Below are 24,406 nucleotides of genomic sequence, written 5' to 3' on the forward strand. Positions count from 1 at the left end.
ATCAGGCCTCCTTCTCAGCCGTACGGCTGGACGACGCCCCGCTGGGGGACGGCTCCCGGCCCGGCATCGGGGGTACGGGGAATCCACCGGCGAACGCGTCGTGCTCGGTCTCGGCGACCTCGGGCGCGCGCCGCTCGGGGATGAACTGCACGACCAGCAGCGCAGCCACGACCACGCCGGCGATGATCAGGATCATCGTCGGGTCGAGGTCGCCGTCGGTGATCAGGCGACGCATGACGCAGACCACGACGATCCAGGCCAGCGAGACCGGGATGAGGACCTTCCATCCGAACTTCATGAACTGGTCGTATCGCATCCGCGGCAGCGACCCGCGCAGCCAGATGAACAGGAAGACGAAGAGCAGCGTCTTGCCGAGGAACCACAGCACCGGCCAGTAGCCCTCGTTGGCGCCGTCGATCTGCGAGATGCCCCACGGTGCTCGCCAGCCACCGAGGAACAGCGTCGTCGCGAGCGCGGAGACGGTGACCATGTTGATGTACTCGGCGAGGAAGAAGAGCGCGAACTTCAGCGACGAGTACTCGGTGTGGAAACCTCCGACCAGCTCGCCCTCGGCCTCGGGGAGGTCGAACGGAGCGCGGTTGGTCTCACCGACCATCGCGATCATGTAGATGATGAACGACGGCAGGAGCGGGAGTGCGAACCACCCGTCCGCCGCCTGCGCGGCGACGATCTCCGACGTGGACATCGAGCCGGCGTAGATGAACACGGCGACGAGCGAGAGACCCATCGCGACCTCGTACGAGATCATCTGCGCCGAGGAGCGGACCCCACCGAGGAGTGCGTACGTCGAGCCGGACGCCCAGCCGCCCAGCACGATGCCGTACACGCCGATCGACGTGATGGCGAGGATGTAGAGCACCGCCACCGGCATGTCGGTCAGCTGCAGCGGCGTCCGGGTGTCGGTGAACGGGATCGTCACCTCGGGCCCGAACGGGATCACGGCCCACGCCAGGAAGGCCGGGATCGTCGCGATCACCGGCGCGACGAAGTAGACGACCTTGTGGGCGTGCTTGGGGAAGATCTCTTCCTTGAGCGCGAGCTTGACGCCGTCGGCGAGGCTCTGCAGCAGCCCGAACGGACCCCAGACGTTGGGCCCCACACGGTGCTGCATGCGCGCCACCACGCGACGCTCGAACCAGATGTTGAAGAGGGTGAAGACCACCAGCACGACGAAGACGCAGAGCGCCTTCAGGATGACCACCCACCACGGCTCGTTGCCGAAGAGATCGCTCACAGCTGCTCCTCCGCCGGTCGGGCGAGGTCGGTATCGGTCGGCGCGGCGCTGTCACCCGGCGCCGTCGTCGCGTCCAGCTCCACACCCTCGTCCGGTGCCGGAGTCTGGTGCGGGTGCGGCGGGCCGGACAGGGCGTCGGCACGCGAGTCGGTCGTGGACCGCTCGATCGTGACGACGTCTCCGTACGTCGCACCGAGGATCCCCAGGAGCGACAGTCCGTTGGAGTTGGCCGGCGTCCAGACGACCCCGTCGGCGATGTCGGCGAGGTCGACCGGGACCGCGACCGCGCCGCGATCGGTACGGAGGATGATCTCGTCACCGGCACGCACGCCGGTCGCACGGGCGGTGGCCGCCGACAGCAACACCACCGAGGGACGTGCCGTCGCCTGGTAGTGCTGGTCTCCGTCCTGGCCACGACCGTCGTCGATCAACCGGCGCCAGGTGTCGAGGACGACCTCGCTCGGGTCGGTCCGCGGTGCGCGGCCCGGCAGCACCTCCGGCCTCGGTGCGCGCGCTCCGTCCCAGGCGCCCAGCTCCGCGAGCTCCGCGGCGGCGGCCTCGGCCGTACGGAAGCCGAGGTCATGTCCCGCGGCCTCGGCGATCCCGGCGAGCACCCGCGTGTCGGAGAGCGCGTGCGGAGGGGAGAACACGGCGCCGAACCGGCGCGGGCGTCCTTCCCAGGTGAGGAACGACCCAGCCTTCTCGGCGGGGGCGGCGACGGGTAGCACCACGTCGGCGCGCTCGGTCACCGCACTGGCACGCACCTCGAGGCTGACGACGAAGCCGGCTGCCTCGATGGCGTCGATGGCGGCCTGCGGGTCGGCGAGGTCGTCGACCTCGACACCGGCGACCAGCAGGCCGCCGATCTCACCGGTCAGTGCCGCCGCCAGGATCGCGTCGCCGCTGCGGCCGACTCCGCCGGGAACGGAGCCGACGCCCCAGGCCGCGGCGAGGTCGGCGCGCGCCTCGGCGTCACCGACCGGGCGTCCACCCGGGAGAAGGTTGGGCAGGCATCCTGCCTCGACGGCGCCGCGGTCGCCCGCGCGTCGCGGCACCCAGGCGAGGCGGGCACCGCGTGCGGTGGCCGCTGTCAGGGCGGAGGTGAAGGCGCCTTCGACCCGCGCCACCCGCTCACCGAGGAGGACGATCGTGCCGGCGTCGAGCCCGGCCTCGCCGAGCGCCTTCGCCTCGTCACCGGGGACGGTACGGATCAGCTGACCGCCGACCTTCTCCAGCGCGCGCGTGGCGTGGCTCGCGAGCGCGACGACCTGGGTGCCGTTCTGCCGCCACGCCTTGCGCAGCCTCAGGAAGATGGTGGCCGCCTCGTCCTCGGGCTCGAGACCCACGAGCACCACCTTGGCGGCGTGCTCGAGGTCCCGGTAGGTGACGCCGAGGCCAGAGCCCGCCACCGCGTGCGCCAGGAAGGCCGCCTCCTCGTCGGAGTGCGGACGGGCACGGAAGTCGATGTCGTTGGTGCCGAGCACCGTCCGCGCCAGCTTGGAGTAGGCGTACGCGTCCTCGACGGTCAGGCGACCGCCGGTGAGGACGCCGACGCCGGCCGTCCGGGCCGCGTCGGTGAGCCCTCGCGCAGCGGCGAGGAACGCTGCCGGCCAGGACGCCGGCTCCAGGGCCCCGGTCTCGGGGTCGCGGATCAGCGGGCGGGTGAGGCGGTCCGGCTGGCGGTCGTAGGCGAACGCGAACCGGTCCTTGTCGCTGATCCACTCCTCGTTGACCTCGGGGTCGTCGCCGGCCAGGCGACGCATCACCTTGCCGCGGCGGTGGTCGACGCGGATCGCCGCGCCGCACGCGTCGTGCTCGGCCACCGACGGCGTCGAGACGAGGTCGAACGGGCGCGAGCGGAACCGGTAGGCGCTGCTGGTCAGGGCGCCGACGGGACAGATCTGGATCGTGTTGCCGGAGAAGTAGGACGAGTAGGGCTCGTTCTCGTAGATCGCCACCTGCTGGAGCGCCCCGCGCTCGGCCATCGCGATGAACGGGTCACCCGCGATCTGCTCCGAGAAGCGCGTGCAGCGGGCGCACAGGACGCACCGCTCTCGGTCGAGCAGGATCTGCGGCGAGATGGCGAGCGGCTTGGGGAAGGTCCGCTTGACCTCGTTGAAGCGTGTCTCGCCGCGACCGTGGCTCAGCGCCTGGTTCTGCAGCGGGCACTCGCCGCCCTTGTCGCACATCGGACAGTCGAGCGGGTGGTTGATCAGGAGGAACTCCAAGATCCCCGTCTGGGCCTTGTCGGCGACCGGTGACGTGACCTGCGTCTTGACGACCATCCCCGGCGACACCGGGAGCGTGCACGACGCCTGCGGCTTGGGGAAGCCGCGCCCGTTGCCCGCGTCAGGAACGTCGACGAGGCACTGGCGGCACGCGCCCACAGGCGCCAGCAGCGGGTGGTCGCAGAAGCGCGGGATCTCGACACCGATGAGTTCGGCGGCGCGGATCAGCAGCGTGCCCTCCGGGACGCTGACCTCGACGTCGTCGATGGTCAGCGTCACGAGGTTCTCGTCGGCACGAGCAGCCTCGGTGCCGGACTCGTTGTTGTGGGTGACGGTCATGCCGACGCTCCCTTCCGCCAGGCCGTGGAGGCCTCGTATGGGAACAGGTCCCATGCCGGGGTGTGCATCCCGGCCTCGAACTCGTCGCGGAAGTGCTCGATCGCCGACGTGATCGGGCTCGTCGCCCCGTCGCCGAGCGCGCAGAACGCACGTCCGAGGATGTTGTCGCACTGGTCGAGGAGGAGCTCGATGTCGCCGTCCTGGCCCTTGCCGGCCTCGAGGCGCTCGAGCGTCTGGACCAGCCACCAGGTGCCCTCACGGCACGGCGTGCACTTGCCGCAGGACTCGTGCTTGTAGAACTCGGTCCACCGCAGGACGCAGCGGACCACCGAGGTGGTCTGGTCGAACACCTGCAGCGCCTTGGTGCCCAGCATGGAGCCGGCACCGGCGACGCCCTCGTAGTCGAGAGGGACGTCGAGGTGCTCGGCGGTCAACAGCGGTGTGGACGAGCCGCCGGGCGTCCAGAACTTCAGCTCCGAGCCCTCGCGCATGCCACCGGAGAGGTCGAGGAGCTCGCGCAGCGTGATGCCGAGCGGCGCCTCGTACTGACCGGGGCGCTTCACGTGGCCCGAGAGGGAGTAGAGCGTCATGCCCTTGGACTTCTCGGTGCCCATCGAGCCGAACCAGTCGGGTCCGTTCTCCACGATGCAGGGCACCGAGGCGATGGACTCGACGTTGTTGATCACCGTCGGCGCGGCGTAGAGGCCGGCCACCGCGGGGAAGGGCGGTCGCAGCCGCGGTTGGCCCCGGCGCCCCTCGAGGGAGTCGAGGAGCGCGGTCTCTTCACCGCAGATGTACGCGCCGGCGCCGGCGTGCACGACGACGTCGAGGTCGATGCCTGACCCGAACACGTCCGTCCCCAGGAACCCTGCCTCGTACGCCTCCTCGACCGCGGCCTGGAGGCGACGGATCACGTGCAGCACCTCGCCGCGGACGTAGATGAACGCCTTCTTGGCCCGGATCGCGTGGCAGGTGATCGCAACGCCCTCGACCAGGGTGTGCGGGCTGGCCATCATGAGCGGGATGTCCTTGCAGGTGCCCGGCTCGGACTCGTCGGCGTTGACGACGAGGTAGTGCGGCTTGTCGCCGCCCGGCTTGCTCGGGTCCTGCGGGATGAAGCTCCACTTCATGCCCGTCGGGAAGCCGGCGCCGCCGCGCCCGCGCAGGCCGGAGGCCTTCACGGTCTCGATGAGCGCGTCCGGCTCGGTCTGCAGGGCCGTACGCAGGGCGGCGTACTCGCCGTACGCGTCCAGCGTCCACGCGCGCTCGTGGTCCCACCCTCGGGTGAGGACCGGGGTGAGGGGTGCGACGCTCATTCGGTCTCCTCCGCCTCGTCGCGCTGTGCGGGTGGGGTGGTGCTGTCGTCGACCTTGGTCTCGGACTCGGCCCGCTGGGTGTCTGCCTGCTTGACGGCGGCACCGGCGTCGTCGCCGGTGGTGCCGGTCTCGCTCGGTCGCTCGCCGCTCAGCTGGTCGCCGCTCGGGCGCGCACCGTCGGGGGCTGTCCAGCCGTGCTCGTTCGCCAGCCGCAGACCGGCGAGGGACGGCTCCCCCGCGGCAGGGCCCTCGTGGGCGCGACCGTCGGGGAACCCGGCGAGCACACGCTCGGCCTCGCGCCAGCTGGTGATCTGCGCGCCCCGGGTCGCCGTGCGGGTCCTGCCCGCGCGCAGGTCGTCGACGAGCTCGACCGCGGAGTCGGGGGTCTGGTTGTCGAAGAACTCCCAGTTGACCGTCATCACCGGCGCGTAGTCGCAGGCCGCGTTGCACTCGATGTGCTCGAGCGTCACCTTGCCGTCGGCGGTCCGCTCGTCGTTGCCGACACCGAGGTGCTCGCGCAGCCGGGCGAAGATCGCGTCGCCGCCCATCACCGCGCACAGGGTGTTGGTGCAGACCCCGACGTGGTGCTCGCCGACGTCACGCCGCTTGTACATCGTGTAGAACGTCGCGACGCCGTTGACCTCCGCCGTCGAGACGTCGAGGAGCTCGGCGCACAGCTCGATCCCCTCGGCGGTCACCCGGCCCTCGACCGACTGCACCAGGTGGAGCATCGGCAGCAGGGCCGATCGCTTCTGCGGGTAGCGGGCCATGATCGCCTGAAGGTCGTCGCGCACGCGTGCGGAGTCCAGACCACTCACCGGTCCACTCCTCCCATCACGGGGTCGATGCTGGCGACGGCGACGATGACGTCGGAGAGCATGCCGCCCTCCGACATCGCCGCGGTCGCCTGCAGGTTGCTGAAGGACGGGTCGCGGAAGTGCGCACGGTACGGACGGGTGCCGCCGTCGGAGACGAGGTGGCACGCGAGCTCGCCGCGGGGGGACTCCACGCTGGTGTACACCTGGCCGGCCGGGACGCGGAAGCCCTCGGTCACCAGCTTGAAGTGGTGGATCAGCGCCTCCATCGACTCACCCATGATGTGGCGGATGTGGTCGGCCGAGTTGCCCTGGCCGTCGGGACCCACGGAGAGCTGCGACGGCCACGCGATCTTGCGGTCGCCGACCATCACCGGAGCGCCCTCCAGCCCGCGCAGGCGGGTCACGCACTGCTCGACGATCCGCAGCGACTCGTCCATCTCGTCCAGGCGGATGCGGAAGCGTCCGTACGCGTCCGGCTCGTCGCGCGTGATGACGTCGAAGTCGTACGTCTCGTAGCCGGAGTAGGGCTGCTTCTTGCGAAGGTCCCAGTCGTACCCGGTCGACCGCAGCGGCGGTCCGGTGACGCCGAGCGCCAGGCAGCCGGCCAGGTCGAGGTAGCCCACGTCCTTGAGGCGGCCCTTGAAGATCGGGTTCTGGTTGCAGAGTGCGGCGAGCTCCGGGAGCCGCTTGCGCATCAGCGCGACGAACCGGTCGACCGCGTCGAGCCCGCCTTCGGGGACGTCGACGGCGACGCCGCCGGGTCGGATGTAGGCGTGGTTCATCCGCAGGCCCGTGAACAGCTCGAAGATGTCGAGGCAGAGCTCGCGCTCACGGAACCCGACCGTCATCACGGTCAGGGCGCCGATCTCCATGCCCCCGGTCGCGATCGCGACGAGGTGCGAGGAGATCCGGTTGATCTCCATCATCATCACGCGCAGGACCTGGGACTTCTCAGGGACCTGGTCGGTGATGCCGAGGAGCTTCTCGACGGCCATCACGTAGGCGGCCTCGTTGTACATCGGGGACAGGTAGTCCATCCGGGTGCAGAACGTCACGCCCTGCGTCCAGGTCCGGTACTCCATGTTCTTCTCGATGCCGGTGTGCAGGTAGCCGATGCCGCACCGGGCCTCGGTCACCGCCTCGCCGTCGATCTCGAGGATCAGGCGCAGCACGCCGTGGGTCGACGGGTGTTGCGGACCCATGTTGACGACGATGCGCTCGGAGGCGTCGGGATCGACGCCCGCGACCACGGTGTCCCAGTCCTGACCGGTGACGGTGAAGACGCGCCCGGACGTCGTGTCCTGGCTCTGGGCGTACGGGTCGGGACCGGTCTGTGTGGTGCTCATGAGTAAGACCTCCGCTCGTCTGGCGGTGGGATGGTGGCGCCCTTGTACTCGACGGGGATGCCGCCGAGCGGGTACTCCTTGCGCTGCGGGTGACCCGGCCAGTCGTCGGGCATGAGGATCCGGGTGAGCGCGGGGTGGCCGTCGAAGATGATCCCGAAGAAGTCGTACGTCTCGCGCTCGTGCCAGTCGGCGGTCGGGTAGACCGATACGACCGACGGGACGTGCGGGTCGGCGTCGGGCACGGCGACCTCGAGGCGGATGCGCCGGTTGTGGGTCATCGACAGCAGGTGGTAGACCGCGTGCAGCTCGCGGCCGATCTCGTGCGGGTAGTGGACCCCCGAGATCCCGCTGCAGAGCTCGTAGCGCAGGGCCGCGTCGTCGCGCAGGTGCTGGGCGACCTCGAGGATGCTCTCGCGCCGCACGTGCAGGGTCAGCTCGTCGCGGTCCACCACGACGGACTCGACCGCACCCTCGCCGGCGAGCTGCTCGAGCCGGTCGGCGACCTCGTCGAACCAGCCGCCGTACGGCCGTCGCGCGGTGCCCGGCATGGCGACCGGGCGCTGCAGCCTGCCGTAGCCGGAGGTGTCGCCGGAGCCGCGGACGCCGAACATGCCCTCGCGGACCTCGACGACCTCGAGCGTGCGGGCCTCCGACGGGACGACCTCCTCACCGCCGACGGTCGTGCTGCTCGGGTCCTGGGTGCTCCCGCCGGTCATCGCAGCAGGCCCTTCATCGCCGAGGCCGGCACGGCCTCGAGAGCGACCTTCTCGTCCGAGTCGATCTGGTCGAGGCGGTGCTGGCCGAGCTTGGTCTCCTGGATCTTGGTGTGCAGCTTCATCACCGAGTCGATGAGCATCTCCGGCCGCGGCGGGCAGCCGGGAAGGTACATGTCGACGGGCACGATGTGATCGACGCCCTGCACGATCGCGTAGTTGTTGAACATCCCGCCCGAGCTCGCGCACACACCCATCGCGAGCACGTACTTCGGGTTGGCCATCTGGTCGTAGATCTGCCGCAGGACCGGCGCCATCTTCTGGCTCACGCGGCCGGCGACGATCATCAGGTCGGCCTGGCGCGGCGAGGCCCGGAAGACCTCCATGCCGAAGCGGGACGAGTCGTACTTGGGAGCACCGAACTCCATCATCTCGATCGCGCAGCAGGCCAGGCCGAAGGTGGCCGGCCAGAAGGACGCCTTGCGGAAGTAGCCCGCAAGCCCTTCCACGGTCGTCAGCAGCACTCCGCTCGGGAGCTTCTCCTCCAGGCCCATGTCAGTCCCACTCCAGTCCGCCGCGGCGCCAGACGTACACGTACGCGACGAAGACCGTCGCGATGAACAGCAGCATCTCGACGATGCCGAACCAGCCGAGAAGGTCGAACTCCACCGCAAAGGGGTAGAGGAAGATGATCTCGACGTCGAAGACGATGAAGAGCATCGCCGTGATGAAGTACTTCACCGGGATGCGGCCCCCGCCGACCGCCTGGGGGGTGGGCTCGATCCCGCACTCGTACGAGTCGAGCTTGGCGCGGTTGTAGCGCTTGGGCCCGGTCATCGGCGCGATCAGCACGGAGAACACCGCGAACGCTCCCGAGATGACGGCGAGCACCAAGATCGGCGTGTACTCGGTCACCGCATCCTCCCTTCGTGAAAATCTTCACGAGCCTGTTCACACGCTCTCACGGTCGAGTGAGATCTTGTGTTTCACGTCACTATGCCACGGCTTCGAGGCTGGTTCGACAGGGGGTGGGCGAGGTCACGGGCCGCAGCGCGACATGCTGTCCCACCTGCGATTACGTCCCACCGGCGTTGCGTAATTCAATCGCCACAGGGCGGGCGTAACGGGCGGCTCAGCCCTTGGTGGCGGTGTGGAGCGCCACGATGCCGGCGGAGAGGTTCTCCCAGCGGACGGGACCCCACCCGCTGTCGGCGATGACCTTGGCGAGGCCCAGCTGGTCCGGCCAGGCCATGATCGACTCCGCCAGGTAGACGTACGAGTCGGGGTTGGACGAGACAGCGCGTGCGGCCGGCGGGAGCGCCCGCATGAGGTACTCGAGGTAGACCTTGCGGAACGGGCCGAACGTCGGGTGGCTGAACTCGCAGACCACGAGGCGACCACCCGGCCGGGTGACCCGGAGCATCTCCTCGAGAGCGACCGCCGGCTCGTGGACGTTGCGCAGGCCGAACGAGATCGTGACCGCGTCGAACGAGTCGTCGGCGAACGGCAGCCGCATCCCGTCGCCGGCGGTGAACGGAAGCTCGCCGTGGTGACGCTTGCCCTCGCGGAGCATGCCGATGCTGAAGTCGCACGGCACGACGTACGCGCCGTCCTTCGCGAACGGCACCGACGACGTCCCCGTGCCGGCCGCGAGGTCGAGGACCCGGTCTCCGGGACCCGCCGCGACGAGGTCTCGCACCCGACGGCGCCAGTGGCGGTCCTGCCCCAACGACAGCACGTCGTTCGTGAGGTCGTAGCGTCGCGCGACGGCGTCGAACATCGAGGCGACCTCGTGCGGCTGCTTGTCCAGGCTGGCTCGGCTCACGCGCCTACTGTGTCACGCGCCGCAGCGGTCGCCGGGGAACGGGTCGTACCCTGGCTGACGTGACCGACACCGTCGTCCCCCTGCGTGGACCCCTCCGGCTCGTGGCGCAGACGGTCTCTCTCGACCCCGCCGCGCTGGAGGACGTCCCCCTCACTCACCTGCTCCCCGCCGACGGCGCGCTGGCCTGGGTCCGCGACGGCGACGGCATCGTGGGATGGGGTGAGGCTGCCCGCATCGAGACCGCCGGCGACAAGCGCTTCGCCGAGGCCAGTCAGTGGTGGCGCGAGGTCTCCGCGCACGCCGTGGTCCGAGACCGTGTGGGTGTGCCCGGCAGCGGCCTGTTGGCCTTCGGGTCGTTCGCTTTCGCCGACGACTCCGGACGCACCCGCGGCCGTGAGCCCGGCAGCTCGGTCCTGATCGTCCCCCGGGTGGTGGTCGGTCGACGCGGCGGGACCACCTGGGTGACCACCATCCGCGAGGAGGCGCTCGCTCCGTCGGCCGACGTCGCCCCTACCGACACCCCCTCCGCCCCCGAGGACGCTGTCTTCACCGACGGGTCGACCTCCGGCACCCAGTGGGAGTCGATCGTGGCCGAGGCGGTCCGCCGTATCGAGGCCGGTCGACTCGACAAGGTCGTGCTCGCGCGCGACCTGGTCGCCGACCTCGCCGCGCCGCTCGACGTCAGAGCGCCGCTGCGTCGCCTGGCCGAGGCCTACCCCAACTGCTGGACCTTCCACGTCGACCACCTCTTCGGTGCCACGCCCGAGATGCTCGTCCGCCGTGAGCGAGGTCTCGTCACCTCCCGTGTCCTCGCCGGCACCATCCGCCGGACCGGTGACGACGCCCGCGACCTCGCGCTGGCGGGCTCGCTCGCGCGTTCGAGCAAGGACCTGGAGGAGCACGAGTACGCCGTGCGATCGGTCGCCGACGCCCTCGAGCCGTACTGCTCGTCGACCAACGTCCCCGAGACCCCGTTCGTGCTCCACCTGCCCAACGTGATGCACCTGGCGACCGACGTCGCCGGTGTCGTCGCCGACCACGAGTCGGCGAGCGCCCTCGACCTCGCCGAGGCGCTGCACCCCTCGGCGGCGGTGGGCGGGACACCGCGCTCGGTCGCGCTCGAGCTGATCGCGGAGATCGAGCATCTCGACCGTGGCCGCTACGCGGCGCCGGTCGGGTGGATCGACGCCGACGGCGACGGCGAGTGGGGCATCGCGCTGCGCTCGGCGGAGTACGACGGCGCGCGGGTGCGCCTCTTTGCGGGGTGCGGGATCGTCGCCGACTCCGACCCGGAGGCTGAGCTCGCCGAGGCGCAGGCCAAGCTCGTCCCGGTGCGCGACGCGCTCACCAGCGCCTAGGAGAACAGCACCTAGGAGACCGGCGTCTAGGAGAACAGTCCGGCGAGGTCGTCGGCGCTCAGCTCGCCGGAGGACGAGGACGACTCGTCGAGCACGCTGGCGACGAGCTCGGCCTTGCGGGACTTCAGCTCGACGACCTTCTCCTCGATCGTGCCCGCGGACACGAGCCGGTAGACCATCACCGGCGACTCCTGACCGATCCGGTGCACCCGGTCGACGGCCTGGGCCTCGACGGCAGGGTTCCACCAGGGGTCGAGGACGAACACGTAGTCGGCCTCGGTCAACGTGAGGCCGACTCCCCCGGCCTTCAGACTGATCAGGAAGACCGGCTGGTCGCCTGCCTTGAACCCGTCGATCGCCCCGGCCCGGTCGCGCGTGCTTCCGTCGAGGTAGGACGTCGCGATCCCCTCGCGTTCGAGCCTGGCCTGGACCCGTCGGAGGAAGGTCGTGAACTGGCTGAACACCAGTGCGCGGTGGCCCTCTGCCGCCAGCTCGAGCACGTGCTCGACGAGGAGCTCCACCTTGGCGGAGCCGATCACGTCATAGCTCGGGTCGACCAGCCCCGGGTCGAGGCTCAGCTGACGCAGCTTGGTGAGCGCGGCGAAGATCGTCATCCGGTGCCGTCGCAGCGCCACCTCGTCGTCGCCCGCCTCCTCGAGGAGCCCCAGGATGCGCTGGCGTTCGCGCTGCAGGTGGGTGTCGTAGATCTTGCGGTGTCGGGCCGACAACGTCACCTCGAGGACCTGCTCCTGCTTGGGCGGGAGGTCGGCCGCGACGAGGTCCTTGGTGCGCCGCATCAGGATCGGGCGGATGCGCCGGCGCAGCAGCGCCAGCAGCTCACCGTCGCCACCCTTCTCGATGGGGTTGGCGACGTCCTTCGCGAACTGCGTGGGATGGGGGAAGAGCCCGGGCGCGGTCAGCGACAGCAGCGACCACAGCTCCATGAGGTCGTTCTCGACGGGAGTGCCGGTGATGGCGAGCGAGAACGGGGCGTCGACGCGACGGACGGCCTGGTAGGTCTTGCCCCGGTGGTTCTTGACCGCCTGCGCCTCGTCGAGGATGCGCCCCGCCCAGTCGAGGGCGGCGTAGTCGTCGGCCTCGAGGCGCAGCAGCGTGTAGGACGTGACGACGACGTCGGCCCCTTCGGCGACCTCGCGCAGCGACTCCTTGCGGCGAGCGGTGGACTCGCCGACGGTACGGACGACGAGGTCGGGCGCGAACGCCGCGGCCTCGTTGGCCCAGGTGCCGACGACGCTGGTCGGCGCGACGACGAGGAACGGAGGCGCCTGGGGGTCGACCTCGCGGCGGTGAGTGATCAGGGCGAGCGTCTGCAGGGTCTTGCCGAGGCCCATGTCGTCGGCCAGGATCCCGCCGAGCTCGTGCTCGGCGAGGAACGCGAGCCAGGAGAACCCGTGCTGCTGGTAGGGGCGGAGCGTCGCCTTGAGGCCCGTCGGCGCCGCGACGCCGGGGACACCCTCGGAACCCACGAGGCGGCGCGCCATCGCGACCCAGCGCGCGGCCTGCACGTCGACGACCCCGATCTCGTCCAGCTCGTCCCACAGGTCGAAGGCCTGCGTGGCGACGCTCATCGTCGCGGCGTCACGCCGTCGGTCGCTCATCGCGCGCGCGTCCTCGATCATCCGGGCAAGCGCGTCGAGCTCGGGATGGTCGACGCTGACGTACAGGTAGGTGCCCTTGCGCTCGGTCTGGTGCAGCAGGATCTTGTCCTGGCCGGTGGCGATCGCCTCGATCACCGTCGCGAGGCCCACCTGTCGGCCACCGATCGTGACGGCGACCTCGAGATCGAGCCAGTCGGTGCGGCCCGAGGGTGCCGGGGCGGTGGTGAACTGGATCTCGGGCTTGCCCAGGACCTCCCGGAACTCGGGCTGGTGGCCGTCGGCCTGGATCTCGAACGCGGGGTTGGTGCGCAGGCCGGGCAGCACGTCCTGCGCGAACCGGACGGCGTCCATCTCGCGGAGGACGAGCTGAGGGTAGGGCGTGGGGCCGGCGGCGCCGGCGCGCAGCAGCAACGTCGCCGCGTCCTCGTCGAGGACGAGCCGGTCGAGGGCGACGCGCTCGAGGTCGGGGTCGCGCATGCCGTACGGGGCGGGCTCCTCGTCGAGCGCGAAGACCCGGACGGTCTGCCCGGTCGTCGGGTTGCGGTAGTGCCACGACCACGACAGGTGCGCCTCGTGACCGCCTGTCCAGGTGAGCGCGAGGACGAGGTGCGGCGCGGGGGGCTCGGGGACCGCGACCGAGTCGTCGCGGGAGGTCACGTCGACCAGCCGCCGGACGCGAGGGAGGTAGGTGTGGAGGAGGTCGTCCATGCCGTCGCGCGGCACCACGACCTGCCGGCCGGTCGCGAAGAGCTCCTTGACCGCGGGCGTCGGTGCGCGGTCGAGCGGTGCGAGGACCACCGTGGCGTCCTCACCGGTCCCCTCCCACAGCGCAGCGCCGTGCTCCGGGGACCCGAGCAGCGTCACGTCCTCGGCGGGCACCCACAGACCACCCACCTCGGCACCGACGGCGAGGACGGCCCCGCCGGCCCCGTCGGCGTGGGCGTCCATCGTCAGTCGTGCAGGCTGGGACGCGAGGCGTACGTCGGCGAACCCGGAGGCGACCAGCGGGAGACCGACCTCGGTGGCCTCGCGCAGCAGGCGCCACAGCGACGCCCCGAGTCCGGCGAGCGCCAGCGTGTCCTCGGAGCCGAAGCCGTAGGAGAACCGCGCGCGGTGGGTGCCGTGGATCGCGCGCAGCACGTCGAGGTGCTCGGGGACGAACCGTCCGTCCCGCGGGTCGGCAACCACGAGGTCGCGCCACCCCACGCCGGTCTTGACCCAGCTGCCGCGGCGCCCCCGCGTCACCGGGCGCAGCCGCAGCGGAGGGCGTACGGCGTCGGTCGTGGAGTGTCCGAAGCGCCACTCGGTCTGTCGTCGCGGCCCCACCTCGAGACGGAGCGCCAGCTCCTGACCGGCGCGAACGGGCCGCTGCTCGGCAGGCGAGGCGTCGTCGTCGAGGTCGGCGACGAGGTCGTCGAGGACCCGCTCCCAGCTCGGGCCGGCCACCGCGACGGTCTCGGGAGCGGTCGGCTCTCGCGAGCCCGCCTCGCGGTCGCGGGCGACGAGCACGGTCGCGACGGCGTGCTTGCACCGGTGGGCGACGGGGCACGAGCACGCCGTGTAGAGCTCGACCGGCTGTCCAGGGGCGAGGCGTGCCGAGACGACCGTCTGGTAGCTCGCCGCTCCGCTGCCGGAGACGCTGCTCTGGAGCAGGTAGCCGTCACGGTTGCGGGCCACGTCGAGGTCGATGACATAGCCGCCTCGCGCGTAGGCGCGGCCGCGCTCGATGGTGCTCTCGTCCATGTGCAGACGCAGGAGTCCCTCGTCAGCGAGGTCGTCGAGAGTCAGCACCTGTCCAGGGTAGGCGGCGCGACGGACGCTCCCCTACTCCTCCACAGCGGCGTGCGACCCCATGTGCCGCCCACAGCGGCGGGCGGGCCGTGCCCGGCGTTGACCGGGCACGGCCTCCCGCGTCACCACCGACGCTGGGGACGAACGACCAGCCCGGTGCCGCCACCGCGTCGCACCGGCTCGGCCGCCGCGATCATGCTGCCGCGCCGCCCGACCTCGATCGTCGCCGCGGCCCCGATCTCGGCCGCGGAGGTGAAGGCGTCACCCGACGGCACGAGCCGCTGGCCGTACGGCGCGAGCGCGGCGCCGTACGCCTCGATGAACGCAGGCTCCGCCGGCGTCGTCGCCGCGTTGCGGCTGGAGGCGCGCGGGGCGGCGACCGCCTCGGGCAGCGTCATGCCGAGGTCGATGCGGTTCATCAGGATCTGGAGCACGGTCGTGATGATCGTGGCGCCGCCCGGTGAGCCGAGGACGTACCTGACCTTGTCGTCCTTGCCGAGCACGATCGTCGGCGCCATCGAGGACCGCGGACGCTTGCCGGGCTCGATCCTGTTCGGGTCGGCAGGGTCGTAGACGGTCGAGAAGTCGGTCAGCTCGTTGTTCAGCAGGAACCCCCGGCCGGGCACGGTGATGCCCGATCCGCCGGTCTGCTCGATCGTGAGGGTGTACGCCACCGCGTTGCCCCAGCGGTCCACGACCGACAGGTGGGTGGTCGACACGTTCTCGGTGTCGGGCTTCTCCGCCCGTGCTGCCTCGCCGCACCCGCGGCCGTCGAGCGCTCCCGGCGCGACAGGTCGCACCGCGGCCTGCTGCGGGTCGATGCGGCAGGCCCTCGAGTCGGCGAACCGCTGGCTCAGGAGCGTCGAGGTGGGGACGTCGACGAACGCGGGGTCACCGACGTAGGCGTTGCGGTCGGCGAACGCGTGGGCGCTGGCCTCCAGATAGAGGTGCAGGCTCTGCGCCGTCCCCGAGCCGGCGCGGAGCCGGTAGTTCTCGAGGATGTTGAGCGCCTCCCCGACAGTGGTGCCGCCCGAGCTCGACGGTGCCATCGAGAAGACCTGGTGGCCTCGGTAACCGACCTTGCTCGGGGCCTGGTGCCGCACGCGGTACGTCGCGAGATCGGCCGTGGTCATCGAGCCGGCAGGGGCCGGCAGGGTCGAGGCAGGGTCCTTCGGCGGCGCCTGGACCGTCTCTGCGATCTCGCTGGCCAGCGCGCCGCGGTAGAACGCCCGAGGGCCGCGCCGGGCGATCTCGGCGTACGTGCGCGCGAGGTCGGGGTTGCGGAACGTCGTGCCGACCTGCGGCGCGTCACCACCGGGCAGGAAGAGCCTCGCGGTGTCCGGGAACGCCGCGAACCGCGCCTTGTTGTCGAGGGTCTGGCTACGGAAGGTCTGGTCGACGGGGAAGCCCTTGGCGGCGACGTCGATCGCCGGGGCGAGCGCGCGGGCGAGGGATCGCGTCCCGAACCGCTCGAGGGCCGCGTCCCAGGTGGCCACCGTGCCCGGCACGCCGACGGCGACACCGGACGAGACCAGCTCGGGCGAGAAGCGGTACGGCTGCCCGGTCGCGGGATTGATGAACGCGTCGGGCGTGATGCCCGCCGGAGCGGTCTCGCGCCCGTCGATCGTGCTCACCTTGCGGCGCTTGGCGTCGTAGAAGACGAAGTAGCCACCGCCCCCGACGCCCGCGCTGTAGGGCTCGGTGACCCCCAGCGTCGCAGCCATGGCGACAGCGGCGTCAGCCGCGTTGCCCCCGCGGGCGAGCACGTCGCGTCCCACCCTGCTGGCCGTCGCGTCCACCGACGAGATCGCGCCACCGGTCCCGTACGAGGTGGGCGTCGGTGTCACCGGCGGTGCCGGTCGGCGGTGGGCCTGGGCCGGGCTGGTGCCGACGAGCAGGCTCACGCCCAGCGCAGCGACGGACAAGGTTGCAGTGACGCGCCTCACATCCATGGTGCGAAACTACGACGAGTCGGCACCTCGTGCAGATCACCGGCGCGGCGGGTCGCCGAGGTCGGCCCCGCGGCTGCCTCAGATCCGCTCGAGCGTCGGACGCTTCGGCTTCACGGTGTCGCCCGACGAGGTGCCGTTGATGCGGCGCTGCACCCACGGGACGGCGAACTCGCGGGCCCACAGCAGGTCGGCGTCCCGCTTGGCCTTCTTGGTCAGCGGGGTCACGGTGGTCAGCCGCGGCTTCTTGATCGTGTGGGAGACGCCGAGGGTGTCCAGCACGTGGATCGCCATCTGCTGGTGGCCCTGGGCCGACAGGTGGAGGCGGTCGGTGTCCCAGTAGCGGTCGTCGCGGTACTCCCTGAACCGCCAGAAGTCGACGAGGGTCGCGCGGTGCTTGTCGGCGATCTCCCGCACGATCTCGTTGTAGATCGCGACCCGTCCCCGAAGCTTGCCGAGCACTGGCGCATAGCCGAGGTCGTACGCGGTGAACACCACCACCCGGGTGCCGGTGACCGCGAGTCGGCCGATGGCGGCGTCGTACAGGTCTCCGAGGAGGTCGATGTCGACCTTGGGGCGCAGGAGGTCGTTGCCGCCGGCATAGATCGTCACGAGGTCCGGCGACAACCGGACGGCAGGCTCGAGCTGCTCGGCGATGATGGGCTTGAGGAGCCGGCCGCGCACGGCGAGGTTGGCGTAGCCGAAGGAGTCGGTCTTCGTCGCGAGCACCTCCGCGACCCGATCGGCCCATCCGCGCAGACCGTTCGGCCGGGACTTGTCGGGGTCGCCGACGCCCTCGGTGAACGAGTCGCCGAGAGCGACGTAGCGGTGGTAGACGGGTTCGCTGGCCATAAGTCCGATTCTTGCACCGCCCGTCGCGCCAGACGTGCATCTGCGAACCCCCGGGCGGGTGGAGCCGCGTGGGAGGATGGAGGCATCATGCGCCTCCTCGACCATCTCCCTGCGCCCGAGGAGTCCGACGACGCCGACGTCGTCCTCGACGCGTTCGTCACGTGGGCGGAGGGCGAGGGCCTCTCGCTCTATCCGGCTCAGGAGGACGCCCTCCTCGAGCTCGCCTCCGGCGCGAACGTCATCCTCGCCACACCGACCGGATCGGGCAAGAGCCTCGTAGCGGCGGGCGCCCAGTTCGCGGCCCTCGCCCGCGGTGAGCGCAGCTTCTACACCGCGCCGATCAAGGCGCTGGTCTCGGAGAAGTTCTTCGCGCTCGTCGACATGTTCGGCGCGGACAACGTCGGGATGATGACCGGCGACGCCACCGTCAACGGCCAGGCGCCGATCATCGCGGCGACCGCGGAGATCCTCGCCAACAAGGCCCTGCGGGAGGGTCGTGCCGCCGACGTCGGCCTGGTCGTGATGGACGAGTTCCACTTCTACGCCGAGCCCGACCGGGGCTGGGCGTGGCAGGTGCCGCTGCTCGAGCTGGCCGACGCGCAGTTCCTCCTGATGTCCGCGACGCTCGGCGACACGACCCGGTTCGAGGAGGACCTCACCCGGCGCACCGGGCGCCCGACGGCTCTGGTCGCAGGGACCGACCGCCCGGTGCCGCTCGTCTACGAGTACGTCACCACGCCCGTCCACGAGACCGTCGAGGAGCTCCTCGCGACCGGCCAGTCGCCGATCTACGTCGTGCACTTCACGCAGGCGTCGGCGATCGAGCGTGCGCAGGCGCTGTCGAGCATCAACGTGACCACGCGGGCCGAGAAGGACGCCATCGCGGCGGAGCTCGGCGAGTTCCGGTTCCAGACCGGCTTCGGCAAGACGCTCTCGCGGCTGGTGCGGATGGGCATCGGCGTGCACCACGCCGGGATGCTGCCCCGCTATCGACGGCTGGTCGAGCGACTCACCCAGAAGGGTCGGCTCAAGGTCGTGTGCGGCACCGACACCCTCGGCGTCGGCATCAACGTGCCGATCAGGACCGTCTTGTTCTCGGGCCTGTCGAAGTACGACGGTGTCCGCCAGCGTCACCTCCAGGTGCGCGAGTTCCAGCAGATCGCGGGGCGTGCGGGCCGCGCCGGCTACGACACGCTCGGCCGCGTCGTCGTGCAGGCGCCCGAGCACGAGGTCGAGAACGCCAAGATGGTCCGCAAGGCCGGTGACGACGCCAAGAAGCTGCGCCGGATCCAGCGCAAGAGGCCTCCCGAGGGCTTCGTCAACTGGTCGGAGCGGACCTTCGACAAGCTGACCACGGGCGAGCCCGAGCCGCTCGCCTCGCGGATGAAGGTCAGCCACGCCATGGTGCTCAACGTGGTCGCACGCCCCGGCGACGCGTTCGCCTCGATGCGCGCCCTGCTCGAGGACAACCACTCCGACCGGGCCGAGCAGCGTCGCATGATCAACGACGCGATCGGGATCTATCGCGCCCTCGTCGCCGGCGGGGTCGTCGAGCGGCTCGCCGAGCCCGACGCCGACGGCCGTACGGTCCGGCTGACCGTCGACCTCCAGGAGAACTTCGCGCTCAACCAGCCGCTCGCTCCGTTCGGGGTGGCCGCGCTGGAGATCCTCGACCCCGAATCCGACACCTATGCGCTCGACGTGGTGTCCGTCGTGGAGGCGATCCTCGACGACCCGCGCCCGATCATCAACGCCCAGCGCAAGGCCGCCCGCGGCGAGGCCGTGGCGGGGATGAAGGCCGAGGGCATCGAGTACGAGGAGCGAATGGAGCTGCTCGAGGAGGTCGAGCACCCCCAGCCGCTGCGGGAGGAGCTCGAGGCCGCCTACGAGACCTATCGCAAGGGTCATCCGTGGGTCGCCGACCACGAGCTGCGCCCGAAGTCGGTCGTCCGCGAGATGTGGGAGACCTCGATGACGTTCAGCGAGTACGTCTCCCGCTACCAGCTCGCACGCTCGGAAGGGCTGGTCCTGCGCTATCTCGCTGACACGTACCGCACGCTCGTGCACACCGTCCCGGAGACGTACCGCGACGACGTGCTCCGCGACATCACCGACTGGCTCGGCGAGGTCGTCCGCCAGACCGACTCCAGCCTGCTCGACGAGTGGGCGGCTCTCGCCGCCGGTGGGGGTGGCTCGGTCGACGTGACGATCGCCCACGACCCGGACGCTCCGCCGCCGCCGGTGACGTCCAACGACCGGGCGTTCCGGGTGCTCGTCCGCAACGCGCTGTTCCGCCGCGTCGAGCTCATGGCGCTGCGACGCTGGAACGACCTCGGGGCGCTGGACGCCGCGGCCGGCTGGACCGCCGACCTGTGGCACGAGGCGATCGACGACTACTTCGCCGAGTACGACACGCTCGGCACCGGTCCGGACGCCCGTGGTCCCGCGATGCTCGTGGTCGACACCGACCCCGAGGGCGCGGAGACCCGGGTCTGGCACGTCCGTCAGATCCTCGAGGACCCCGAGGGCGACCGTGACTGGGCGATCTTCGCGACCGTGCACCTCGACGCGTCGGACGAGGCGGGCGAGGCCGTGGTGCAGGTCACCGACGTCGGCCCGCTCACCGAGGCAGATGCCTGAGACGGGCACCCTGCTCCGTACCGTTCCTCCGTGGCTCTCTTCTTCCTCGCCGACCCCGACATCACCCCGTCCCTGCGCGCCGGACTCCTGCGCACCTGGACCGACTCCTCCAACGCCGGTGGAGCGGTCGGATTCGTCCCCCCGGTGACCGAGGACGACGTCGAGCCGAGCCTCGACACCGTCCTCGCGTCGGTCGGGCGAGGACGGACGCGCCTCGTGGTCGGGCTCGACGGCGACGAGGTGCGAGCCGCCGGATTCCTCGAGCGCAACACCCACCGCCTCATGCAGCACTGGGTGTGGGCCAAGACTGTGATGGTCCATCCGGAGTCGCAGGGGCACGGGGCCGGCTTCGCGCTGATGCTCTCGCTCGCCGGCGTCGCGCGCAGCATGCCCGGGATCGAGGCGATCCGGCTGGCCTGCCGAGGCGGGCTCGGCCTCGAGGACTTCTACGCACGCTGTGGCTACAAGGAGGTCGGCCGGGTGCCTGGCGCGATCCGCGTCGGGGTCGACGACGACCGCGACGACATCACGATGCTGCTGGCCCTGTGACCATCCCGGGCGGGCAGGCGGGGCACGCCCGGCCTAGGCTCGGGCAGGTGGGAAACAGCGTCTACATCGCCTCCGTCGAGGGGTTCACCGGCAAGTCGACTGTCGCGCTCGGGGTCGTCGAGCAGCTGTCGCGACGCGTCCAGAGGGTCGGCGTCTTCCGTCCGATCGTCCGCGGCGACGTCGCGGCGACCGGCGGACGCGACTACGTGCTCGACCTGCTCGAGTCGCACGGCGCGGTCGTCACCTCCTACGAGGACGCCGTCGGCGTGACGTACGAGGAGGTGCACAACGATCCGGTCGCTGCGATGGAGCGGATCATCGACCGGCACGCCGCGGTCGCCGCGTCCTGCGACGCCGTCGTGGTGCTCGGCACCGACTACACCGACGTCGCCGCCCCGACGGAGTTCGTCTACAACGCACGCGTCGCCGCCAACCTCGCCTCACCGGTCCTGCTCGTGCTCAACGGCGCCGACCGTACCCGTGCGGACGTCAGCAGCGTCGCCGACGTCGCCGTCGCCGAGCTGGAGGCGAACCACGCCGAGCTGTTCGCCGTGATCGTCAACCGGGTGACCGACCCCGAGGTCCTGTCCGACCGCGCGACGCTGGTCGACCGTGACGTCCTCGTCTATGCCGTGCCGGACGAGCCCGTCCTGTCGTCCCCGACCGTCGCCGACCTCATGGCCGCCTGCGACGGCACGCTCGTACGCGGCGACGAGCGTCTGCTCGGACGCGAGGCCAGTGGCTTCGTCGTCGCCGCGATGACGCTGCCGAACGTGCTCGACCGGCTCTTCGAGAGTGCCGTCGTCATCGCCCCCGGCGACCGTCCCGAGATCGTGCTGGGCGTGCTCACGGCGCACGCGTCGACCGAGTTCCCCCAGATCGCGGGCATCGTGCTCAACGGCGGCATCGCGCTGCCCGAGCAGGTCGACAGGTTGCTGCGTGGGGTCGGGTCGACCATGCCGATCATCGCCACGGACCTCGGCACCCACGCGACCTCGCAGGCGTTGACGGGGCGACGCGGCCGGCTGACCCGGGAGTCACCTCGCAAGATCACGACCGCACTCGCGCTCTTCGCCGAGCACGTCGACGGCGACGCGCTCCTCGACCGGCTCGAGGTGTCGCGGACGACCGCTGTCACGCCGCTGATGTTCGAGCACGAGATCCTGGACCGCGCGACCGCCGACCGGAAGCACATCGTGCTGCCCGAGGGCGACGACGAGCGCATCCTGCGGGCTGCCGACATCCTGCTGCGCCGCGGCGTCGCCGACCTCACGCTGCTCGGTGACCCGATCGCGCTGACCGCGCGAGCCGCGAGCCTCGGCGTGGACCTCTCGGCCGCCGCGATCGTGGACCCGAGCGCCTCCGACGACCTGGAGCACTTCGCCCAGGAGTACTACCGGCGCCGCAAGCACCGCGGTGTCGACCTCGACGACGCCCGGGCGACGGTCACCGACGTGTCGTACTTCGGCACGATGATGGTCGAGCTCGGCCACGCCGACGGCATGGTGTCGGGTGCGGCGCACACCACCGCTCACACGATCCGGCCGGCCCTCGAGGTCGTCAAGACGGTCCCGGGCGTCTCGACGGTCTCCTCGGTGTTCTTCATGTGCCTCGAGAACCAGGTCCTCGTCTACGGCGACTGCGCCGTCGTCGTCGACCCCGACGCGGTCCAGCTGGCGGACATCGCGATCTCGTCGGCGCGCACGGCGGCGGCGTTCGGCATCGAGCCGCGGGTCGCGATGCTGTCGTACTCCACGGGCGCCTCCGGCAGCGGGGCCGACGTCGAGAAGGTCCTCAACGCGACCGGACTCGCTCAGGAGCGCGCCCCCGAGCTGCTCATCGAGGGGCCCATCCAGTACGACGCCGCGATCGACCTCGCGGTGGCGCGGACCAAGCTCCCCGAGTCCGACGTCGCAGGACGCGCGACCGTCTTCGTGTTCCCCGACCTCAACACGGGCAACAACACCTACAAGGCGGTGCAGCGCTCGGCGGGCGCGGTCGCGATCGGCCCCGTGCTGCAGGGCTTGCGCAAGCCGGTCAACGACCTGTCGCGCGGCGCCACGGTGCGCGACATCGTCAACACCGTGGCCATCACCGCGATCCAGGCTCAGCAGCTCGACGCAGGCTGAGCCCGGCGCGCTCTACTTCTTGGTGACCCGCAGCGCCTTGCCTCCGTGCAGGGCGGTGAGCAGCGAGACGAACGACTTCTCCTGACCCGGGGTCCGGCCGAAGGTGGTGAGCACCATCGCCGGCTTGAACCGCGGCACGGTGACCGCGTGCGAGTAGGCGAACTCCTTGAGCCCGTCCTCGCCGTGGATCCGACCGAAGCCCGACTCCCCCACACCGCCGAACGGCAGCGACGGCACGCCGGCGAACGAGGTGACGGAGTTGACCGAGGTCATCCCGGCACGGATCTTGTGGGCGATCTCGGCCGCACGCTTCTTGCCGAAGACGGCTCCGCCCAGGCCGTACGACGTCGCGTTGGCGCGGCGTACGGCCTCGTCCATCGACGGCACCGGGTTGACGACGAGCGTCGGGCCGAACGTCTCCTCGGTCACCGCGTCGGCGTCCTCGGGGACGTCGACGAGGATCGTGGGCTGGACGAACCGCTCGCCCACGGCGTCCGGCCCTCCGACGACGGCACGGCCTCCACGCGCGACCGCATCCTCGACGTGCCGCTTGATGATCGGGACCTGGCTCGGCATCGTGATCGGCCCGTACTCGGCGTCGGCGTCCGAGCCGGCCCGTACCTTGGCGGCCTGGGCCGTGATCTCGGAGACGAAGGCGTCGAAGACCTTCTCGTGGACGTAGACCCGCTCGGTGCCGATGCACGTCTGGCCTGCGTTGGACATCCCACCCCACAGCGCCGCGTCGGCGGCCGCCGCGATGTCGGCGTCCTCGTCCACGATGAGCGCGTCCTTGCCGCCGCCCTCGATGACGACCGGCGTGAGGTTCTCGGCGGCGGCCGTCATGACCTTGCGGCCGGTCGCCGGCGACCCGGTGAAGGCCACCTTGTCGACCTTCGCCGACGCGAGCGCCGCGCCGGTCTCTCCCAGGCCCGTCACGAGCTGGAGCACCGGGTAGTCCGACACCACCTCGGCGAACGCGTCGACAAGCCAGGTGCCGACCCCGGGGGTGTACTCCGACGGCTTGAACACGACCGTGTTGCCGGCGGCCAGCGCGTACGCCAGCGAGCCCATCGGCGTGAACACCGGGTAGTTCCACGGGCCGATGACACCGACGACACCGCGAGGCTTGTATTCGATCGTCGCCTTCTGGTTGACCATGAGCAGGCCGGGCGAGACGGTGCGGCGCCCGAGCACCTTCTTGGCGTGTCCCGCCGCCCACGCGATGTGGTCGATGGCGAGACCGATCTCGAGCACGGCGTCACCATGCGGCTTGCCCGTCTCGGCGTGGACGACGTCGGCGAGCTGGTGGATGCGGCGCGTGATGACGCCGTTCCAGCGGCCGAGCACCTCCTTGCGGCCGTCGAAGCCGATCTCGGTCCACCACTGGCTGGCGATGCGCGCCCGCTCGACGGTCGCGTCGACCTCCTCGCGCGTCATCACCGGGTAGGTGCCGACGACGTCGCCGGTCGCAGGGTTCAGCGAGTCGAACGTCTGCGGCGTCGGAGCTCCCTGCTCGTCGGCACCCGCGTCCTTGCGGGTGCGGGTGCGCTTCGGCGTGGTGCTGATGGTCGCCATCGGATCCTCCGGGTGTGACGTGCGGCACAGGCTGTGTCTTGAAGCCTACTGGGCGGTAGCACGTGTTCACTGGGGCCGACCGCATTAGTGTCCCGAGAACCTGC

Annotated in this window: 17 protein-coding genes; 4 read left to right on the top strand and 13 right to left on the bottom strand. The window is 70.9% G+C overall.

Going from position 1 to position 24,406, the window contains the following annotated elements; all coding sequences use genetic code 11:
* Position 1: 1 nt before the first annotated feature.
* The 9 genes from nuoH to KV100_RS07000 all read right to left on the bottom strand — a co-directional run bounded on the left by nuoH (position 2) and on the right by KV100_RS07000 (position 9,840).
* Entirely contained in the window at positions 2-1,255 is a 1,254-nt protein-coding gene (gene nuoH, locus KV100_RS06960; protein WP_220342123.1) for an NADH-quinone oxidoreductase subunit NuoH, read from the bottom strand.
* On the bottom strand, positions 1,252-3,822 hold the full coding sequence (locus KV100_RS06965; RefSeq protein WP_220342124.1) for an NADH-quinone oxidoreductase subunit G: 2,571 nt from the start codon (positions 3,820-3,822) through the stop codon (positions 1,252-1,254). The genes nuoH and KV100_RS06965 overlap by 4 nt, the downstream gene beginning before the upstream one ends.
* Complete coding sequence (gene nuoF / locus KV100_RS06970) at positions 3,819-5,138, bottom strand: NADH-quinone oxidoreductase subunit NuoF (protein ID WP_220342125.1); 1,320 nt, start codon at positions 5,136-5,138, stop codon at positions 3,819-3,821. Before nuoF ends, KV100_RS06965 begins: the two co-directional genes overlap by 4 nt.
* The gene (gene nuoE / locus KV100_RS06975) at positions 5,135-5,908 is read right to left on the bottom strand and encodes an NADH-quinone oxidoreductase subunit NuoE (protein WP_374197352.1); all 774 of its coding nucleotides are present in this window, start codon (positions 5,906-5,908) and stop codon (positions 5,135-5,137) included. Before nuoE ends, nuoF begins: the two co-directional genes overlap by 4 nt.
* 44 nt (positions 5,909-5,952) lie before the next feature.
* Positions 5,953-7,302, bottom strand: a complete 1,350-nt coding sequence (locus KV100_RS06980) for an NADH-quinone oxidoreductase subunit D (RefSeq protein WP_220342126.1) — start codon at positions 7,300-7,302, stop codon at positions 5,953-5,955.
* Positions 7,299-8,018 carry an NADH-quinone oxidoreductase subunit C gene (locus tag KV100_RS06985; protein WP_220342127.1) on the bottom strand — a complete coding sequence of 240 codons (720 nt, stop codon included), beginning with the start codon at positions 8,016-8,018 and terminating at the stop codon, positions 7,299-7,301. Before KV100_RS06985 ends, KV100_RS06980 begins: the two co-directional genes overlap by 4 nt.
* A complete protein-coding gene (locus KV100_RS06990) occupies positions 8,015-8,569 on the bottom strand; it encodes an NADH-quinone oxidoreductase subunit B family protein (protein ID WP_220342128.1) in 555 nt (184 codons plus the stop codon). The genes KV100_RS06985 and KV100_RS06990 overlap by 4 nt, the downstream gene beginning before the upstream one ends.
* A 1-nt stretch (position 8,570) precedes the next feature.
* Positions 8,571-8,930 carry an NADH-quinone oxidoreductase subunit A gene (locus KV100_RS06995; RefSeq protein WP_220342129.1) on the bottom strand — a complete coding sequence of 120 codons (360 nt, stop codon included), beginning with the start codon at positions 8,928-8,930 and terminating at the stop codon, positions 8,571-8,573.
* A gap of 217 nt (positions 8,931-9,147) precedes the next feature.
* Entirely contained in the window at positions 9,148-9,840 is a 693-nt protein-coding gene (locus KV100_RS07000) for a demethylmenaquinone methyltransferase (RefSeq protein WP_220342130.1), read from the bottom strand.
* 59 nt (positions 9,841-9,899) lie between these two features.
* On the opposite strand from KV100_RS07000, the gene KV100_RS07005 reads away from it, so the two are divergent.
* Positions 9,900-11,198, top strand: a complete 1,299-nt coding sequence (locus tag KV100_RS07005; RefSeq protein WP_374106971.1) for an isochorismate synthase MenF — start codon at positions 9,900-9,902, stop codon at positions 11,196-11,198.
* A gap of 26 nt (positions 11,199-11,224) precedes the next feature.
* Here the strand turns inward: KV100_RS07005 and KV100_RS07010 are convergent, their stop codons facing one another.
* The 3 genes from KV100_RS07010 to KV100_RS07020 form a co-directional block, all read right to left on the bottom strand.
* On the bottom strand, positions 11,225-14,608 hold the full coding sequence (locus tag KV100_RS07010; RefSeq protein ID WP_220342131.1) for a DEAD/DEAH box helicase: 3,384 nt from the start codon (positions 14,606-14,608) through the stop codon (positions 11,225-11,227).
* Positions 14,609-14,730: 122 nt separating this feature from the next.
* Positions 14,731-16,560, bottom strand: a complete 1,830-nt coding sequence (gene ggt / locus KV100_RS07015) for a gamma-glutamyltransferase (RefSeq protein ID WP_220342132.1) — start codon at positions 16,558-16,560, stop codon at positions 14,731-14,733.
* 78 nt (positions 16,561-16,638) lie between these two features.
* Complete coding sequence (locus KV100_RS07020) at positions 16,639-17,409, bottom strand: SGNH/GDSL hydrolase family protein (RefSeq protein WP_220342133.1); 771 nt, start codon at positions 17,407-17,409, stop codon at positions 16,639-16,641.
* An 87-nt stretch (positions 17,410-17,496) separates the two neighbouring features.
* Here KV100_RS07020 and KV100_RS07025 point away from each other — a divergent pair, with 87 nt between their 5' ends.
* Genes KV100_RS07025 through pta form a run of 3 tightly spaced genes read left to right on the top strand, consistent with a single transcriptional unit; the run spans position 17,497 to position 22,727 of the window.
* Positions 17,497-20,049, top strand: a complete 2,553-nt coding sequence (locus KV100_RS07025; protein WP_220342134.1) for an RNA helicase — start codon at positions 17,497-17,499, stop codon at positions 20,047-20,049.
* A gap of 30 nt (positions 20,050-20,079) precedes the next feature.
* Entirely contained in the window at positions 20,080-20,598 is a 519-nt protein-coding gene (locus KV100_RS07030; protein ID WP_220342135.1) for a GNAT family N-acetyltransferase, read from the top strand.
* Positions 20,599-20,645: 47 nt separating this feature from the next.
* Positions 20,646-22,727, top strand: coding sequence for a phosphate acetyltransferase (gene pta, locus KV100_RS07035; RefSeq protein ID WP_220342136.1), 2,082 nt, complete (start codon positions 20,646-20,648; stop codon positions 22,725-22,727).
* A 12-nt stretch (positions 22,728-22,739) separates the two neighbouring features.
* On the opposite strand, the gene KV100_RS07040 is transcribed toward pta, so the two are convergent.
* Entirely contained in the window at positions 22,740-24,302 is a 1,563-nt protein-coding gene (locus tag KV100_RS07040; protein ID WP_220342137.1) for an aldehyde dehydrogenase family protein, read from the bottom strand.
* Positions 24,303-24,406 lie beyond the last annotated feature (104 nt).

This window comes from Mumia sp. zg.B21 (assembly GCF_019550855.1).
Taxonomy (GTDB): domain Bacteria; phylum Actinomycetota; class Actinomycetes; order Propionibacteriales; family Nocardioidaceae; genus Mumia.